The sequence below is a fragment of the Lelliottia wanjuensis genome, assembly GCF_030238365.1.
In the GTDB taxonomy this organism is placed as follows: domain Bacteria; phylum Pseudomonadota; class Gammaproteobacteria; order Enterobacterales; family Enterobacteriaceae; genus Enterobacter; species Enterobacter wanjuensis.
The window spans coordinates 73499-89930 of sequence record NZ_JASSOT010000057.1 but is presented as its reverse complement, the minus strand read 5'-3'; the positions used below and the strand labels follow the sequence as shown (position 1 = coordinate 89930).

16 protein-coding genes are annotated in these 16432 nt (G+C 56.5%); 3 read left to right on the top strand and 13 right to left on the bottom strand.

Annotated elements, in window-relative coordinates; genetic code table 11:
- Positions 1-358: 358 nt before the first annotated feature.
- Genes hemG through pepQ form a run of 4 tightly spaced genes read right to left on the bottom strand, consistent with a single transcriptional unit; the run spans position 359 to position 4349 of the window.
- Entirely contained in the window at positions 359-901 is a 543-nt protein-coding gene (gene hemG, locus QQF33_RS10530) for a menaquinone-dependent protoporphyrinogen IX dehydrogenase (RefSeq protein WP_285157767.1), read from the bottom strand.
- 11 nt (positions 902-912) lie between these two features.
- Positions 913-2364 carry a Trk system potassium transporter TrkH gene (gene trkH, locus QQF33_RS10525; RefSeq protein WP_095283848.1) on the bottom strand — a complete coding sequence of 484 codons (1452 nt, stop codon included), beginning with the start codon at positions 2362-2364 and terminating at the stop codon, positions 913-915.
- Between the two features lie 39 nt (positions 2365-2403).
- On the bottom strand, positions 2404-3018 hold the full coding sequence (locus QQF33_RS10520; RefSeq protein ID WP_285157766.1) for an IMPACT family protein: 615 nt from the start codon (positions 3016-3018) through the stop codon (positions 2404-2406).
- Entirely contained in the window at positions 3018-4349 is a 1332-nt protein-coding gene (gene pepQ, locus QQF33_RS10515; protein ID WP_285148789.1) for a Xaa-Pro dipeptidase, read from the bottom strand. The genes QQF33_RS10520 and pepQ overlap by 1 nt, the downstream gene beginning before the upstream one ends.
- A gap of 188 nt (positions 4350-4537) precedes the next feature.
- Between pepQ and fadB the strand changes: the two genes are divergently transcribed.
- A complete protein-coding gene (gene fadB, locus QQF33_RS10510; RefSeq protein ID WP_285157765.1) occupies positions 4538-6727 on the top strand; it encodes a fatty acid oxidation complex subunit alpha FadB in 2190 nt (729 codons plus the stop codon).
- 9 nt (positions 6728-6736) lie between these two features.
- A complete protein-coding gene (gene fadA / locus QQF33_RS10505) occupies positions 6737-7900 on the top strand; it encodes an acetyl-CoA C-acyltransferase FadA (protein WP_285157764.1) in 1164 nt (387 codons plus the stop codon).
- 131 nt (positions 7901-8031) lie between these two features.
- Here the strand turns inward: fadA and fre are convergent, their stop codons facing one another.
- The gene (fre, locus tag QQF33_RS10500; RefSeq protein ID WP_282493943.1) at positions 8032-8733 is read right to left on the bottom strand and encodes an NAD(P)H-flavin reductase; all 702 of its coding nucleotides are present in this window, start codon (positions 8731-8733) and stop codon (positions 8032-8034) included.
- A gap of 30 nt (positions 8734-8763) precedes the next feature.
- Positions 8764-10269 (bottom strand): 4-hydroxy-3-polyprenylbenzoate decarboxylase, encoded by a 1506-nt coding sequence (gene ubiD / locus QQF33_RS10495; RefSeq protein WP_285157763.1) that lies wholly within the window; start codon positions 10267-10269, stop codon positions 8764-8766.
- Between the two features lie 170 nt (positions 10270-10439).
- On the opposite strand from ubiD, the gene rfaH reads away from it, so the two are divergent.
- A complete protein-coding gene (gene rfaH / locus QQF33_RS10490; RefSeq protein WP_282493941.1) occupies positions 10440-10931 on the top strand; it encodes a transcription/translation regulatory transformer protein RfaH in 492 nt (163 codons plus the stop codon).
- On the opposite strand, the gene tatD is transcribed toward rfaH, so the two are convergent.
- The 7 genes from tatD to ubiE form a co-directional block, all read right to left on the bottom strand.
- Positions 10928-11710, bottom strand: coding sequence for a 3'-5' ssDNA/RNA exonuclease TatD (gene tatD, locus QQF33_RS10485; protein ID WP_285157762.1), 783 nt, complete (start codon positions 11708-11710; stop codon positions 10928-10930). The two genes, rfaH and tatD, sit on opposite strands and share 4 nt — an antisense overlap.
- A 41-nt stretch (positions 11711-11751) precedes the next feature.
- Positions 11752-12522 (bottom strand): Sec-independent protein translocase subunit TatC, encoded by a 771-nt coding sequence (gene tatC, locus QQF33_RS10480; RefSeq protein ID WP_100778465.1) that lies wholly within the window; start codon positions 12520-12522, stop codon positions 11752-11754.
- A gap of 2 nt (positions 12523-12524) precedes the next feature.
- On the bottom strand, positions 12525-13070 hold the full coding sequence (gene tatB, locus QQF33_RS10475; RefSeq protein WP_285145505.1) for a Sec-independent protein translocase protein TatB: 546 nt from the start codon (positions 13068-13070) through the stop codon (positions 12525-12527).
- A 3-nt stretch (positions 13071-13073) separates the two neighbouring features.
- On the bottom strand, positions 13074-13328 hold the full coding sequence (gene tatA, locus QQF33_RS10470; protein WP_282493938.1) for a Sec-independent protein translocase subunit TatA: 255 nt from the start codon (positions 13326-13328) through the stop codon (positions 13074-13076).
- Between the two features lie 75 nt (positions 13329-13403).
- The gene (ubiB, locus tag QQF33_RS10465; RefSeq protein WP_282493937.1) at positions 13404-15044 is read right to left on the bottom strand and encodes a ubiquinone biosynthesis regulatory protein kinase UbiB; all 1641 of its coding nucleotides are present in this window, start codon (positions 15042-15044) and stop codon (positions 13404-13406) included.
- Complete coding sequence (ubiJ, locus tag QQF33_RS10460) at positions 15041-15646, bottom strand: ubiquinone biosynthesis protein UbiJ (protein WP_282493936.1); 606 nt, start codon at positions 15644-15646, stop codon at positions 15041-15043. Before ubiJ ends, ubiB begins: the two co-directional genes overlap by 4 nt.
- Positions 15647-15659: 13 nt before the next feature.
- Positions 15660-16415, bottom strand: coding sequence for a bifunctional demethylmenaquinone methyltransferase/2-methoxy-6-polyprenyl-1,4-benzoquinol methylase UbiE (ubiE, locus tag QQF33_RS10455; RefSeq protein WP_282493935.1), 756 nt, complete (start codon positions 16413-16415; stop codon positions 15660-15662).
- Between the last annotated feature and the right edge of the window lie 17 nt (positions 16416-16432).

Sequence of the window (16432 nt, the reverse complement as noted above, 5' to 3'; positions counted from 1 at the left end):
AACTTCGTAATGAATTACGTATGTTCACTCAGAGACTTTGGTATTCATTTAGCGTCTTGCGACGTTAGAATCCATGTCACTTTGAGTGCCCACACAGATTGTCTGATAAATTGTTAAAGAGCAGTGCCGCTTCGTTTTTCTCAACGGCGCGGGGTGTGCATATTACGCCTTCCCGCTTCAGAGTCAAGCTTTATTTTCGCTTTTCTCTGTCGGTGTTCATCGCTGAACCCCGCTAACCCGGCGGCCTGTAAGCCGTTGTTCCGTGTCAGTGGAGGCGCATTATAGGGAGTTCTTCGGAAGTGACAAGCATAAAATTCAAAAAACTTATCGTTCGCTTATTTTTCAAACTCGACGTTGATTAAACAGGCGAATTGCCGGTTAATTGCGCGATTTCCCGGGCGAAACTGGCCACCTGCGGCCAGTCGGTATACACCACTTCTTTACGCGTATCGGTTTCGCCGCCGGTCATCTTCATAATCAAGCGGATCATAAAGCGGTCATACCAGCTATAACGTGGATAACGCAGCGCCCCCGCAAAGACGGCGCAGAGCTCTGGCTGCCACGGCGAGTTCAGCAGGAACTTGCGCGTATAGCTGTTGGTCTGCGGCGTGCGCTTTTCTGGCTTACGTGCAACGAGGTTCACGGAGTAGAACGCGCCCGGCAGACTCTGTAAGGTGTCGAGGTGCTTTTTCACAAAGCGATCCAGCGCCGGATGGAAATGGCCGTAACGTATAGAGGCACCAATCACCACGCGATCGTAATCCGCCCAGTGGATCTCTTCGGTACGATTGAGATTCACCACGTCAGCGTATATGCCCTGCTCTTTCAACTCAGACGCCAGATAAGAAGCAATCTCGCGCGTCTGACCGTCACGCGTCGAGAATAAAATTAATGTCTTCACCAGATAATTCCTTACTCGCGCCAGAATGTTGGGGTAAACAGTACCAGCAGCGTAAACACCTCAAGACGACCAAACAGCATGTTGGCAATCAGGATCCATTTCGCGACCGGATTCATGCTGGCAAAGTTATCCGCCACCACGCCGAGCCCTGGGCCCAGGTTATTGAGCGTCGCCACCACGGAAGCAAACGCCGAGAAATCATCCACGCCGGTGGCGATAATCGCCAGCATGCTGACGATAAAGACCAACGCATAGGCAGAAAAGAAGCCCCACACCGCTTCAAGGATACGTTCCGGCAGCGCGCGGTTGCCAAGCTTTATGCTGTAAACCGCATTCGGGTGCACCAGACGTTTCAGTTCACGGTTGCCCTGTTTGAACAGGAGCAGAATACGGATGACCTTCAATCCCCCGCCCGTCGACCCCGCACAGCCCCCGATAAAAGCAGAACACAGAAGCAGGACCGGCAGGAACAGCGGCCAGCGGGCGATACTGTCGGTGGTAAAGCCCGCGGTGGTTGCCATCGACACCACCTGGAAGAAGGCCTGGTTAACGGTCGTGACCGCCGAGCTGTAAACATCGTGGAACCACAGCACCAGGGTGCAGATGATCACCAGCGTCAGCTGGACGCCAATAAACATTCTGAATTCCGGGTCACGCCAGTAGACCCTCAGGCTGCGCCCGCTTAATAAAGAGAAGTGCAGGCCGTAGTTACACCCCGAGATCAGCAGGAAGATAGCAATAATGGTGTTGATGGTCGGGCTATCGAAGTAGCCGACGCTGGCGTCGTGAGTCGAGAATCCACCAATCGCAATCGTCGAGAAGCTGTGACCAATCGCATCGAACGCAGGCATCCCGGCAAACCACAGGGCCAGCGCGCAGGCGACGGTCAGTAATACGTAGATAAACCAGAGCGTTTTTGCCGTCTCTGCGATACGCGGGCGCATCTTGTTATCTTTCAGCGGCCCCGGCATTTCCGCGCGATAGAGCTGCATCCCCCCGACGCCCAGTATCGGCAGGATCGCCACGGCCAGCACGATGATCCCCATCCCGCCGAACCACTGCAGCATCTGGCGATAGAAGAGAATAGCGTGCGGCAACGAGTCCAGCCCCACCAGCGTGGTGGCGCCCGTGGTCGTTAACCCGGAGAAAGATTCAAAAAAGGCGTCGGTGACGGTCAGATTCGGCTGCTCCGCGAAGATAAACGGCAGAGCACCCACGCTCCCCAACACGGTCCAGAACAGCACCACAATCAGAAAGCCCTCGCGGGACTTAAGCTCCCCCTTCTCACGGCGGTTAGGCCACCAGAGAATCGAGCCAATCACCAGCGCGGCGAAGAAGGTCTGCGTGAACGCGCGCCCCGCGCCGTCCCGATAGATAAGCGCTACCAGCCCTGGGAGGATCATCGTCCCGGAAAAAAGTATGACCAGCAGTCCAACGATTCGGGTTATGGCACGAAAATGCATCTCTGCCGTTCCTTTGGTATTCAAAAAGTAAGGTGGGGATTATTCTTCAATCGGCAGTAATTGCAACGCACCACGACTAAAATCAGCCAGTTTTGCTGAAAAAGCCGTCAGTTCCGCCTGAGGAAGCGCCACGCGTAATTGGACCGTCGCCTGGTAATCACTCTGCACAATCACGCCGTTAAATTGCTTAAGCAGCGTTTCGATGCCAGATAACTGAGCGTAATCACACAACAAAGTATATTCGGTCAGTGGCGTTTTGCGGACTGTCTTCAGCAGATTAAGCGCCTGCTGCACACCTCCGCCGTAGGCTTTGACCAGCCCACCGGTTCCTAACAGGATGCCGCCGTAGTAGCGAACCACAACCGCGGTGATCTCCCCGACGCCGCTTCCCATCAGCTGAGAAAGCATCGGTTTCCCCGCCGTGCCTGCGGGTTCACCATCATCAGAAAAGCCAAGCTGCTGAGAATCATTCGGCGGACCGGCGACCCACGCCACGCAGTGGTGACGGGCATCGGGGTGCTCCGCGCGAACGGATTCGACAAAAGCCTTCGCCGCCTCCACGCCGTTGGTATGGGCCAACAGCGTGATAAAGCGGCTCTTTTTGATCTCTTCGACGAAGATGACCGGCTCAGCCGGTATCAGCCAGCTATCCATCACGCCAGTTTCTGATCTCGCGTCATGTTCTCGATGCTGTTTTCGTGGATGACCACGTTATCTTCGATACGGATGCCCCCGAACGGTTTCAGCGCTTCAATTTTCTGCCAGTTGAAGTGTTTGCTGAACTGGCCTTCACGCCACGGCTGCAGCAGCGAATCGATGAAGTAAATGCCCGGCTCGATGGTCAGCACCATGCGCGGCTGCAGCACGCGGGTGCAGCGCAGATACGGATATTTCGACGGCGCTGCCAGATGGGTACCGGTATCATCTTGCATAAACCCAGCCACATCGTGCACCTGCAGCCCCAGCGGATGACCAATCCCGTGCGGCATAAATGGCCCGGTGAGATCGTTTTCCACCATCGCCTCTTCGCTGATGTCCGTCACAATCTGGTGCTTACGCAGCAGCTTGGCGATGCGCTGATGGAACTGAATATGGTAATCAACGTAGCTGGTCCCCGCTTTCAGGGTGCTGATAAGCGCCAGTTGCTCGTCATTCACGTCTTTGATCAGATGCGCGAAATCGGTGTCCGCGTTCGCTGCCCAGGTACGGGTCAGATCGGCCGCATAGCCGTTGTACTCAGCGCCTGCATCCAGCAGGAAGCTGCGCATCTCAGCCGGTGCGCGGTGATCCAGTTTGGTGTAGTGCAGCACGGATGCGTGCTCGTTCAACGCCACGATATTGCTGTAAGGCACGTCGGTATCACGATGACCTGTGGCAGTCAGATACGCCTGATTGATATCGAATTCGCTCATCCCGGACAGGAAGGCTTCATGAGCCGCCTGATGACCGTTCACCGCCGTTTTCTGCGCTTCACGCATGCAGGAAAGTTCATAGTCAGTCTTATACGAGCGGTAATAGTGCAGATAATCGATCACCCCTTTCGGGTTGATGTTATCCGCTGGAATCTCCAGACCCAGGGCACGTTCCGGCACCGGACCGATATAGCCGATATTGCCGCGCGCAGCAGGCAGCTGGCTGCCGATTCCGTCGGCTTTTGGCAGGGCAATCACCTCCACTTCTTCGGTCCAGAAGCTGGTCGGCAGCGGTTCAACGTTGTGCCAGTAATCGACCGGCAGATAGAACCACAGTTTCGGCTTGTTCACGCCATCCACCAGCAGCCAGCAGTTCGGCACCTGTGTCACCGGCACCCAGGCTTTAAACTGTGGATTGACCTTGAACGGGTACGGATGGTCGTCCAGGAAGACGTTGACCAGCTCACCGGAGTGAATCAGCAGCGCATCGAGCTTGAAGCGCGCCAGTACATCGCGGGTACGTTCCTGTAACGTAACAATATGATTTTTATAAAGTGAGGCCAGTGAGTCCATCATTCTTCCTTTCTTTATTGAGCTCAAGTCTTCGCATCTTAGCACACCTCGCTTTTACTGCGTGATTTCCACCGAGCGTGATCAATGCAGCAATTATTTAATGAGTGATTTGCATTTTATTAACATAAATTCCACACTCGACTTCATCTGGTATGACCAGATCCAATTGCTGGATTCAGGAGACTGACATGCTCTACAAAGGCGACACCCTGTACGTAGACTGGCTGGAAGATGGCATCGCCGAACTGGTGTTCGATGCCCCCGGCTCAGTCAACAAACTCGACACCGCAACGGTGGCCAGCCTCGGCCACGCGCTGGATGTCCTCGAAAAACAAGCTGATTTGAAAGGGCTGCTGCTGCGTTCCGAGAAAGCGGCCTTTATTGTCGGTGCTGACATCACCGAGTTCCTCTCTCTGTTCCAGGTGCCGGAAGAACAGCTCAGCCAGTGGCTGCATTTTGCCAACAGCGTCTTTAACCGCCTGGAAGATCTTCCTGTCCCGACCATCTCTGCCGTGAACGGCTACGCGCTGGGCGGCGGCTGCGAGTGTGTGCTGGCGACCGACTATCGTCTCGCCACGCCGGATCTGCGTATCGGTCTGCCGGAAACCAAACTCGGCATCATGCCGGGCTTTGGCGGTTCCGTGCGTATGCCACGTATGCTGGGCGCGGACAGCGCACTGGAGATCATCGCTGCGGGTAAAGATGTGGGCGCAGAGCAGGCGCTGAAAATCGGCCTGATCGACGGCGTGGTGAAGGCAGAAAAACTGCGCGACGGGGCCATCGCCATTTTACGTCAGGCAATTAAGGGCGATCTCGACTGGAAAGCCAAACGCCAGCCGAAGCTTGACCCGCTGAAACTCAGCAAAATTGAGGCCACCATGAGCTTCACCATCGCCAAAGGCATGGTGATGCAGACGGCAGGCAAACACTATCCGGCACCGATCACCGCGGTGAAAACCATCGAAGCCGCTGCACGCTTTGGTCGCGAAGAAGCCCTGAAATTAGAAAACCAAAGCTTCGTCCCGCTGGCTCACACCAGCGAAGCGCGCGCGCTGGTCGGCATTTTCCTCAACGACCAGTTCGTGAAAGGGAAAGCCAAACAGCTCACCAAAAATGTGGAAACGCCAAAACACGCGGCGGTTCTCGGCGCAGGCATTATGGGCGGCGGCATCGCCTACCAGTCGGCCTGGAAAGGCGTGCCGGTGGTGATGAAAGATATCAACGAGAAATCCCTGACGCTCGGCATGAACGAAGCGGCCAAGCTGCTCAACAAACAGCTCGAGCGCGGCAAGATTGATGGCCTGAAGCTGGCGGGCGTGATTGCAACTATTCAGCCGACGCTGGACTACAGCGGTTTCGACCGCGTGGACGTGGTCGTTGAAGCGGTCGTCGAAAACCCGAAAGTGAAAAAAGCGGTGCTGGCCGAAACGGAAGAGAAAGTGCGCCCGGATACGGTTCTGGCGTCCAACACCTCGACCATTCCGATCGGCGAGCTGGCAAGCGTGCTGCAGCGCCCGGAAAACTTCTGCGGGATGCACTTCTTTAACCCGGTGCACCGTATGCCGCTGGTTGAAGTGATTCGTGGGGAAAAAACCTCCGATCAAACCATCGCTAAAGTGGTGGCGTGGGCCAGCAAAATGGGCAAAACCCCGATTGTGGTCAACGACTGCCCGGGCTTCTTCGTCAACCGCGTGCTGTTCCCATACTTCGCCGGATTCAGCCAGCTGTTGCGCGACGGCGCGGACTTCCGCAAAGTCGACAAAGTGATGGAAAAAGTGTTCGGCTGGCCGATGGGCCCGGCTTACCTGCTGGACGTGGTCGGCATCGACACCGCGCACCACGCGCAGGCCGTTATGGCCGCTGGTTTCCCGCAGCGTATGCAGAAAGATTATCGTGACGCCATCGACGCGCTGTTCGAGGCGAATCGCTTTGGACAGAAAAACGGTCTGGGCTTCTGGCGCTATAAAGAAGACAGCAAAGGCAAGCCGAAGAAAGAGGACGATGCCGCCGTTGAAGATCTGCTGGCAGGCGTAAGCCAGGCCAAACGTGACTTCAGCGACGAAGAGATCATCGCCCGCATGATGATCCCGATGGTCAACGAAGTGGTGCGTTGTCTGGAAGAAGGCATCATCGCAAGCCCGGCCGAAGCGGATATGGCGCTGGTCTACGGCCTCGGCTTCCCTCCGTTCCACGGCGGCGCGTTCCGCTGGCTGGATACGCTCGGCAGCGCGAAATATCTCGACATGGCGCAACAATACCAGCATCTCGGGGCGTTGTATGAAGTGCCGGAAGGCCTGCGCGCTAAAGCGCGTCATAACGAACCGTACTATCCCCCAGTTGCGCCTGCCCGTCCGGTCGGCGAGCTGAAAACGGCTTAAGGAGTCACAATGGAACAGGTTGTCATTGTCGATGCAATTCGCACCCCGATGGGCCGTTCAAAGGGCGGCGCATTCCGGAATGTGCGCGCGGAAGATCTCTCCGCGCACCTGATGCGTAGCCTGCTGGCGCGTAACCCCGCGTTGGAAGCGGCGGCGCTGGACGATATTTACTGGGGCTGCGTGCAGCAAACCCTGGAGCAGGGCTTTAACATCGCCCGTAACGCCTCGCTGCTGGCTGAAATCCCACACTCCGTTCCGGCAGTTACCGTTAACCGCCTGTGCGGCTCGTCGATGCAGGCGCTGCACGATGCAGCCCGAATGATCATGACCGGCGATGCGCAGGTCTGTATGGTCGGTGGCGTGGAACACATGGGCCATGTGCCGATGAGCCACGGCGTGGACTTCCATCCCGGCATGAGCCGTAACGTGGCGAAAGCCGCCGGTATGATGGGGCTGACCGCCGAAATGCTCTCCCGCATGCACGGCATCAGCCGCGAAATGCAGGACGCCTTCGCCGCGCGTTCCCACGCTCGCGCCTGGGCTGCGACGCAATCCGGTGCGTTTAAAAATGAGATCCTCCCGACCGGCGGCCACGACGCGGACGGCGTGCTGAAACAGTTCTTCTACGACGAAGTGATTCGCCCGGAAACCACTGTCGAAGCGCTGTCCACCCTACGCCCGGCGTTTGACCCGGTGACCGGCACGGTGACGGCAGGTACTTCGTCTGCCCTTTCCGACGGTGCGGCGGCGATGCTGGTGATGAGCGAAAGCCGCGCCCGTGAGTTAGGACTGAAGCCGCGCGCTCGCGTGCGTTCGATGGCAGTCGTCGGATGCGATCCGTCAATCATGGGTTATGGCCCGGTTCCGGCATCAAAACTGGCGCTGAAAAAAGCCGGTCTGACGACCAGCGACATCGACCTGTTTGAGATGAACGAAGCGTTCGCCGCGCAGATCCTGCCGTGCATTAAGGATTTGGGGCTGATGGAGCAGATCGACGAGAAGATCAACCTCAACGGCGGCGCGATCGCCTTGGGTCACCCGCTGGGTTGTTCGGGAGCGCGTATCAGCACCACCCTGATTAACCTGATGGAACGCAAAGACGCCCAGTTTGGTCTGGCGACGATGTGCATCGGGTTGGGTCAGGGGATCGCGACGGTGTTTGAGCGAGTGTGAGCAAGATAACCCAGGACCGATAAGCGAAGCGCCATCGGGCAACAAGCCGGGGGCGCTGCGCTTGCCCGGCCTACAACAGAATGAGTGATTTAGTTGCCGTTTTTCCCGCCTGTCAGGGGCGGGTTTTTTATTTAGATAAACGCAAACGCATCGCCGAACAGGCGGTCTTCACGCGCATCGCGCTCATGGCAGAACAGGTCGCGGGCAATCTTCGCCATTTCAAAACGACCGGCAATATAGATATCGTGCCCGGCCAGCGTACCGTGATCCTGCAACACCGCCGTCAGCACCGTACCTGAACGCCCACGCCATCCCTCTTCCGGCTGCTCAACCACCGGCTCAACGCGCAGATTCGGGTGGGTCACGCTCAGCGCTTCCAGCTCGGACAAGTCGTAGAGATGCTTCTCTTCACGGCCGCCCCAGTAGATGGTGATATCGCGGTTCGGGTTTTGTGAAAGCGCGGTCAGCAGAATAGAGCGCACGTAGGAGAAGCCCGTGCCACCGGCAATCAGAATCAGCGGACGGTCTTCGTCTTCGCGCAGCCAGGCTTCACCGTGCGGGATATCCACGTCGATTTCACGCTCTTTCAGAATGCGGTCCATCACCGCCATGGCATACAAATTAAGCTCTGACGCACCGATATGCAGCTCAATAAATTCCTGCTCTGCTGGCGTAGACGCCATAGAGAAAGGGCGCTTATCACGCTCGTCCATCACTACCATCAAATACTGGCCCGCGCGGAATGAAAACGCCGCCTCCGGAACCAAACGGACGCGATATACGGTGTCGGTGATAGCATCTACCGAGGTCACTTTACAGCTTAAGGTTGTCATTCGCTCTCTCTGTCGGGAAGTCTATAGGGCTTAACGGTCAGTCTCTGGCTTACCGTCATTCAATATGGCCAACTCGTCCCATATCGCGTCAATTCGCGCGGTCACTTCAGGATCTTTTTTAATCGGGCGACCCCATTCACGCTCGGTTTCGCCGGGCCATTTATTGGTGGCATCCAGTCCCATTTTTGAACCAAGCCCAGAAACCGGCGAGGCAAAATCCAGATAATCAATCGGTGTGTTTTCCACTAACACCGTGTCGCGCGCCGGGTCCATCCGCGTAGTGATGGCCCAGATAACGTCATTCCAGTCGCGAGCATTGACGTCGTCATCGCAGACAATAACAAATTTGGTATACATAAACTGGCGCAGGAATGACCACACGCCCATCATCACGCGCTTGGCGTGACCTGCGTACTGTTTCTTGATCGTCACCACCGCCAGGCGATAGGAGCACCCTTCCGGCGGCAGGTAGAAATCGACAATTTCCGGGAACTGCTTCTGCAGAATCGGAACGAACACTTCGTTCAGCGCGACGCCTAATACCGCAGGCTCATCCGGCGGACGGCCGGTATAAGTCGAGTGATAAATCGCATCTTCGCGCTGAGTAATGTGCGTCACGGTAAACACCGGGAAACTATCCACTTCATTGTAGTATCCCGTGTGGTCGCCATACGGCCCTTCCGGTGCCAGCTCGCCCTGTTCGATGTAACCTTCAAGCACGATCTCCGCGCTGGCTGGCACTTCGAGATCGTTGGAAACACACTTCACCACTTCGGTTTTGGTGCCGCGCAGCAGGCCCGCGAAAGCATATTCTGAAAGGGTATCAGGAACCGGCGTCACCGCGCCGAGAATGGTCGCCGGATCGGCACCGAGCGCCACCGAAACCGGGAAGCGTTCGCCCGGATGCGCCGCGCACCACTCCTGGAAATCAAGCGCACCGCCGCGATGCGACAGCCAGCGCATGATCAGTTTGTTTTTGCCAATCAGCTGCTGGCGATAGATACCGAGATTCTGGCGCTCTTTGTGCGGGCCACGGGTGACGGTCAGACCCCAGGTAATCAGCGGCGCGGCGTCTTCTGGCCAGCACTGCATAATCGGGATTTGCGTCAGATCGACGGCGTCACCTTCGAGGATTTTCTGCTGGCACGGCGCACCGCGCAGGCGTTTGGTCGGCATGTTCAACACCTGCTTAAACTGCGGCAGTTTGTCGAACAGATCGCGGAAGCCTTTTGGCGGCTCAGGCTCTTTCAGGAACGCCAGCAGTTTACCGACTTCGCGCAGAGCACTGACATCTTCCTGACCCATTCCCATCGCCACACGCTTAGGCGTGCCGAAGAGGTTGCAGAGCACCGGCATAGAATAGCCTTTTGGATTTTCAAACAGCAGCGCGGGGCCACCGGCACGCAGGGTGCGGTCGGCGATTTCTGTCATTTCCAGATAAGGATCAACAGGGAGCGTAATGCGTTTAAGTTCGCCCTGCTTTTCCAGCAGCGCCAGGAAGTCGCGTAGATCGTGGTATTTCATGCAGTTAGTCATGGCCTCTCGGTAAGCGCTTCATTATACGGCGTTCGTCATCATGACGCTGTAATTTTGTTAAATAAGCGTGAAGTTCTGCCTCAACTTCCCCTTTCGGCCATTATAATCACCTTAGCGATCCCGCCGGGGTTTTGATATGCTTGCGCCGCGAACAAAGGGAAAGAGTGATTATGCAAGCCTGGTATTTACTGTATTGCAAGCGTGGGCAGATTCAGCGCGCGCAAGAACATCTGGAGCGTCAGGCAGTCAATTGTCTGATGCCCGTCATTACGCTTGAAAAAATGCTGCGCGGCAAGCGGACGATGGTCAGTGAACCCCTGTTCCCCAACTACCTTTTCGTTGAGTTCGACCCGGAAGTGATTCACACCACCACCATCAACGCCACGCGCGGCGTGAGCCATTTCGTGCGTTTTGGTTCAAACCCGGCGACCGTGCCTTCGAAGGTGATCCATCAGCTATCCGTCTATCAGCAACCGGAAGATATTACCGATCCTGAAACCCCCTACCCGGGCGATAACGTGGTGATCACCGAGGGCGCGTTTGAAGGGTTTCAGGCGATCTTCGCGGAACCAGACGGCGAAGCGCGTTCCATGCTGCTGCTGAACTTCCTCAACAAGCAGGTGCGTCAGAGCGTCAAAAACACCGAGTTCCGCAAAGTTTAAAACGCGACGCCGAACAGACGGCGTACGTTGTCATCTGTTTGCGCGTCCAGCCATTGCACCTCTTCGCCCCGCCAGTGCGCAATCCGCTCCAGGATATGCCCGAGATAAGCCGGTTCGTTGCGTCGCGACGCAGGTTTGGGGCGCATATCGCGCGGCAGAAGATACGGCGCATCCGTTTCGACTAACAGCCGATCGGCCGGAATGACCGGCAACAGCTCGCGCAGTTCCAGCCCGCGACGCTCGTCGCACACCCAGCCGGTAATGCCCAGATACAACCCGCGATTAAGACAGTCCACAGCCTCCTGACGGGAGCCGGTAAAACAGTGCAGTACCGCGCCAGGGAGTTTATCCAGCCAGGGTTCCAGCAGCGCCAGAAAACGCTCGTGGGCATCGCGACAGTGCATAAACACCGGCATGCCAAGTTCAGCCGCCAGCGCCAGCTGCGCGGTGAAAGCTCGCTCCTGCTCGGCCGGAGTCGAAAAATTGCGGTTGAAGTCGAGACCACATTCGCCGATGGCTACCACTTCTGGCGTTTTCGCCAGCGCATACAGCGTCGCGGCGCTTTCATTAGTCCAGTGGCTGCTGTCGTGAGGATGCACGCCTGCGGTTGACCAGCAGCGTTCGAAGCCTTGCGCCAGCTGCAGCGCTCGCTCGCTCTCCTGCAGATTAGTTCCCGTCAGCAGCAAGCCTTTGACGCCCGCGGCAAACGCGCGCGCCACGACTTCATCACGGTCTTTCGCGAACTGCGAACTGGTCAGATTCAACCCAATATCAAACATGCTCTCTCCCATATGACAACCGCCCTGTCGGGCGGCTGGTTTTACTCTTCTGTCGGATTCTCTGGCTCATCTTCTTCGTCATCCCGCGAGCGACGTTTGCCCACGTAGAAGCGCGAGAAGAACACGCCGACCTCAAACAGGCAGTACATCGGTATCGCCAGCAGGGTTTGCGAGAAGACGTCCGGCGGCGTCAGCAGCATCCCGACCACGAACGCACCGACCAGCATGTACGGGCGCTTTTTACGCAGATCTTCTGGCGTCGTCACGCCCATCCAGCAAAGCAATACAATCGCGACCGGCACTTCGAAGGCCACGCCAAACGCCATGAACAGCGCCATCACAAAGCTGAGATAGCTGGCGATATCCGTCGAGACCTGCACCCCTTCCGGCGCAGTGTGCGTCAGGAAGCCAAAGGCCAGCGGGAAGACGACGAAGTAGGCGAAAGCCATACCGATGTAAAACAGCAGCGAACTGGAGACCAGCAGCGGGATGACCAGCTTGCGCTCATGCTTGTACAGCGCAGGGGCCACAAACGCCCACACCTGGTACAGAATCACCGGCGCAGAGGCGATCAGCGACACCCAGAAGGTCAGCTTGATTGGCGTGAAGAACGGCGACGCCACGTCGGTGGCAATCATGGTCGCGCCGAGCGGCATCTGCTTAATCAGCGGCGCGGAGACCACCTGATAGATGTCGTTGGCGAAATAGACCAGGCATAAGAAAATCAGGAAAACGGCAATAATGCAGTTTAACAGACGCTTACGCAGCTCAATGAGGTGCGTAATAAGTGGTTGAGTATCATCTACTGCCATGTTTACGCTTTATCACTCGACGAGGGGGCGGATTCGGAAACGGGCGCGGCGGCTTTAGCTTCTGCAGCCTTCGGTTTCACCACAGGCTCTGGTGCAGGAGCAGGCTCGGGCTCTTGTGCCGCAGGAGCTTGCGCGGGCGCACTGGCCTGATGCTCGGCATCGGCAGGCGTCACACCTTCATGCTGCGCTTCGTTACCCTTCACTAACGGATTACGAATGGTGTTCGCTTCGTCGCTCGCTTTTTCAGGGTCATTGACGCTGTAGGAGCGCTTCATGGACTCTGCGGCTTCTCGCAGTTCATCCATTGAGGCTTTCAGCTCAGGCGACAGGTTATCCATGCTCGCCTTCTCAACCTTTTTCAGGCTGTCCTGAAACTCCTGGAGCTTGAGTTCCTGCGCCAGTTCATTTTGCACCGTCGTTGCCAGCGAGCGCAGCGCGCGCACCCAGCCTGCGACAGTTTTTACTGCCACCGGCAGACGTTGCGGGCCCAGTACAATCAGGCCAATCACGAACACCAGCAGCAGTTCACCAAAACCAATATCGAACACGACTTACACCTGCTCTTTATCGTGGCGTTTAGCGTCTTCCTTTTTGGCTTCGTCCTGTTTGTCTGCGATGGATTTAGCCGTGAAATCCGCATCCTGGCTGGATTTTTCCTGCTTGTCTTCATCATCGCTGATGGCTTTTTTGAAGCCTTTGATGGACGCGCCAAGGTCGGAACCGATAGAACCGAGCTTTTTAGTGCCGAACAGCAGCACGACGATGACGGCAATGATTAACAATTGCCAGATACTGATACCACCCATACTACATCCTCGATAGATGATGATTAATTAATCAGGTTGCATTATACGTATGCAACCTGGCGATAGCGACGCAATTCAGCGCGTTTTTCTCCAGCCGATCAGCCAGACCACAAGGCCTGCGGCCATCACCCAGGCGGGCATCATCTCCCAGTCCGGACGATTGATCAGCAGCAGCGTGCCGCTCAGCAGCAAGGTTGCGCCTATCCCGAAGAGATAGCGGGATTGTCCCTGACGCACGCGGTTTGACTGAAGCTCGCGGGCGATTTTATCCATGCTGTGCTGAAGGTTCTTGCTCTGACGCAAAGTGTCGTAAACCAGTTCAGGAATCTCTGGCATTTTTTCGATCCAGAACGGCGCTTTCTCTTTGAACGCCCGCACCAGGGAAGGAATACCGACCTGATCTTTGATCCACGACTCAAGGAAAGGTTTCGCCGTCTTCCATAAGTCTAACTGAGGATAGAGCTGGCGGCCTACGCCCTCAACGTAAAGTAGTGTTTTCTGAAGTAAAACTAACTGCGGCTGCACTTCCATATTGAAGCGACGCGCGGTGTTGAAGAGATTCAGCAGCACGTGACCAAATGAGATTTCCGACAGCGGCTTTTCGAAAATCGGCTCGCAAACAGTGCGGATCGCAAACTCGAACTCTTCGACGTTGGTATCCGGCGGAACCCAGCCGGAGTCGACGTGCAGCTCGGCCACCTTGCGGTAATCGCGATTGAAGAAGGCGATGAAGTTCTCCGCCAGGTAGCGCTTATCTTCTTTATTCAGCGAGCCGACAATCCCGCAGTCGATGCCGATATACTTCGGATCTTCCGGGTGTTCGTAGCTAACAAAGATGTTGCCCGGGTGCATGTCCGCATGGAAAAAGCTGTCGCGGAACACCTGGGTGAAGAACACCTGCACGCCGCGTTCGGCCAGCAGTTTCATGTTGGTGCCCTGTTTTTCCAGCGCCACCACATCCGACACGGGAATGCCGTAGATACGTTCCATCACCATCATATTCTGACTGCAGTAGTCGGAATAGACTTCTGGCACATAGAGCATCGGGCTGTTTTCAAAGTTGCGGCGCAGCTGGATGGCGTTGGCCGACTCACGCAGTAAGTTCAGCTCATCGATCAGCGTCTTTTCATATTCGCGTACCACTTCCATCGGACGCAGACGGCGCCCATCCGGCAACAGGCGCGGAACCCAGCGTGCCAGACGGTAAATCAGTTTCATGTCCGCTTTGATGACCGGCAGAATGTCCGGGCGGATCACCTTGATGACGATCTCTTTGCCGTTCTCTTTCAGGCGCGCGGTGTGCACCTGCGCAATGGACGCTGAGGCCAGCGGCGTGATTTCAAAATCATCAAACCAGGTTTCAACCGGAATGCCGCCCATCGCCTCTTCAATCTGCTGTTTGGCGCGCGCACCGTCGAAGGGTGCCACGCGGTCCTGTAACAGCGCCAGCTGATCGGCAATCTGCGGCGGGAAGAGATCGCGGCGGGTGGAGAGCATCTGCCCGAATTTTATCCAGACCGGACCGAGCTCCTGCAATGCCAGGCGTAACCGCTCGCCAAGAGGCTGGCCTTTGTGACGGTTTGGCATCCAGAACAGCATGCGCCGCCCGATTCGCAGCGGCAGCGTGATACGCATTTTGGGGATAAGCTCGTCGAGCCCGTAACTCAAAAAGGTGCGAACGATAAAGTAGAGGCGCCGAATTTCACCAGGCGTCATTTGCCCTCCAGTTTTTCCAGGCGTTTGGTGAACGCGTCAACCGCACGTTCAACGGCAGCAGACTCTTCCGCAAACCACGCCATCTCCAGCGGGCCGGGCGCCATGCGCCACTCTTCGGTCAGTACTTCGGCAACGTAGCGTTGCTGGCGCTGTACGCCCTTACGCAAGAATGACGAGCCGCCGCGCAGAAACTTGCCAATGCCTTCGGCCACGATGTCACCGGTATAAGGAGCCAGTAGCTCCGCCGGATCAAACTCGGCCAGATCGGCCAGCGCGACGAAGTTTTGCACCACCTGAATATCGCCTTCGACTTCCAGCTCACCGCTGCGGATCAGCGCCGTCAGCTGCTGGCGGTCACGCAGTTTGGGCAGGACGCTCATGTGCGTGATGACGGAACAATCCGCCTCGCCTTCCCATTCGCCCACCACGTCGAGCTGGCGCTCGCTGAACACCAGCACCAGCGGCGTGGAGAACTCTTTTAAGACGACACGCAGCACCTTGCCGTTCAGCCGCTGACGCGCCGTTTTCAGCGCAGGCGAGCGGTACAGGAAACTATTCAGGACATTCTCGATGCCCGCGGTGACTAACGGTTTAAAAGGCATAATTTGCCTCCACTCAGAACTTGTAGCCGCGATGCAGCGCGACAACACCCGCCGTCAGGTTGAAGTACTCCACGTTTTCAAACTCGGCGTCCTGCATCATGGCTTTCAGGGTGTCCTGATCCGGGTGCATACGGATAGATTCCGCCAGATAGCGATAGCTTTCTGCGTCATTGGCCACCATTTCGCCAATGCGCGGCAGAATATGGAACGAGTAGGCGTCGTAGGCTTTGCTCAGCGGTTCGATAATCGGTTTGGAGAACTCCAGCACCAGCAGACGTCCACCCGGTTTCAGCACACGGTACATGGAACGCAGGGCTTTCTCTTTTTCGGTCACGTTACGCAGACCGAAAGAGATGGTGATGCAGTCAAAGGTGTTATCCGGGAACGGCAGGGCTTCGGCGTTAGCCTGAACGTATTCCACGTTACCCACTACGCCGATGTTGCGCAGTTTTTCACGCCCCATTTTCAGCATGGAGTCGTTGATATCCGCCAGCACCACGCGGCCGGTTTCACCGACCATACGGGAGAATTTAGCCGTCAGATCGCCGGTACCCCCCGCAAGATCCAGAACGGTTTGACCACGGCGAACACCGCTACAGTCGATAGTGAAACGCTTCCACAAGCGATGAATGCCGAATGACATCAGGTCATTCATGACATCGTACTTCGACGCCACGGAATGGAATACGTGGGCCACCATGTCAGCTTTCTGCTCTTTGGCGACAGTCTGGAAGCCAAAGTGCGTTGTTTCTTGTGAATCTTCAACCATCTCAGTGCCTGCTAATC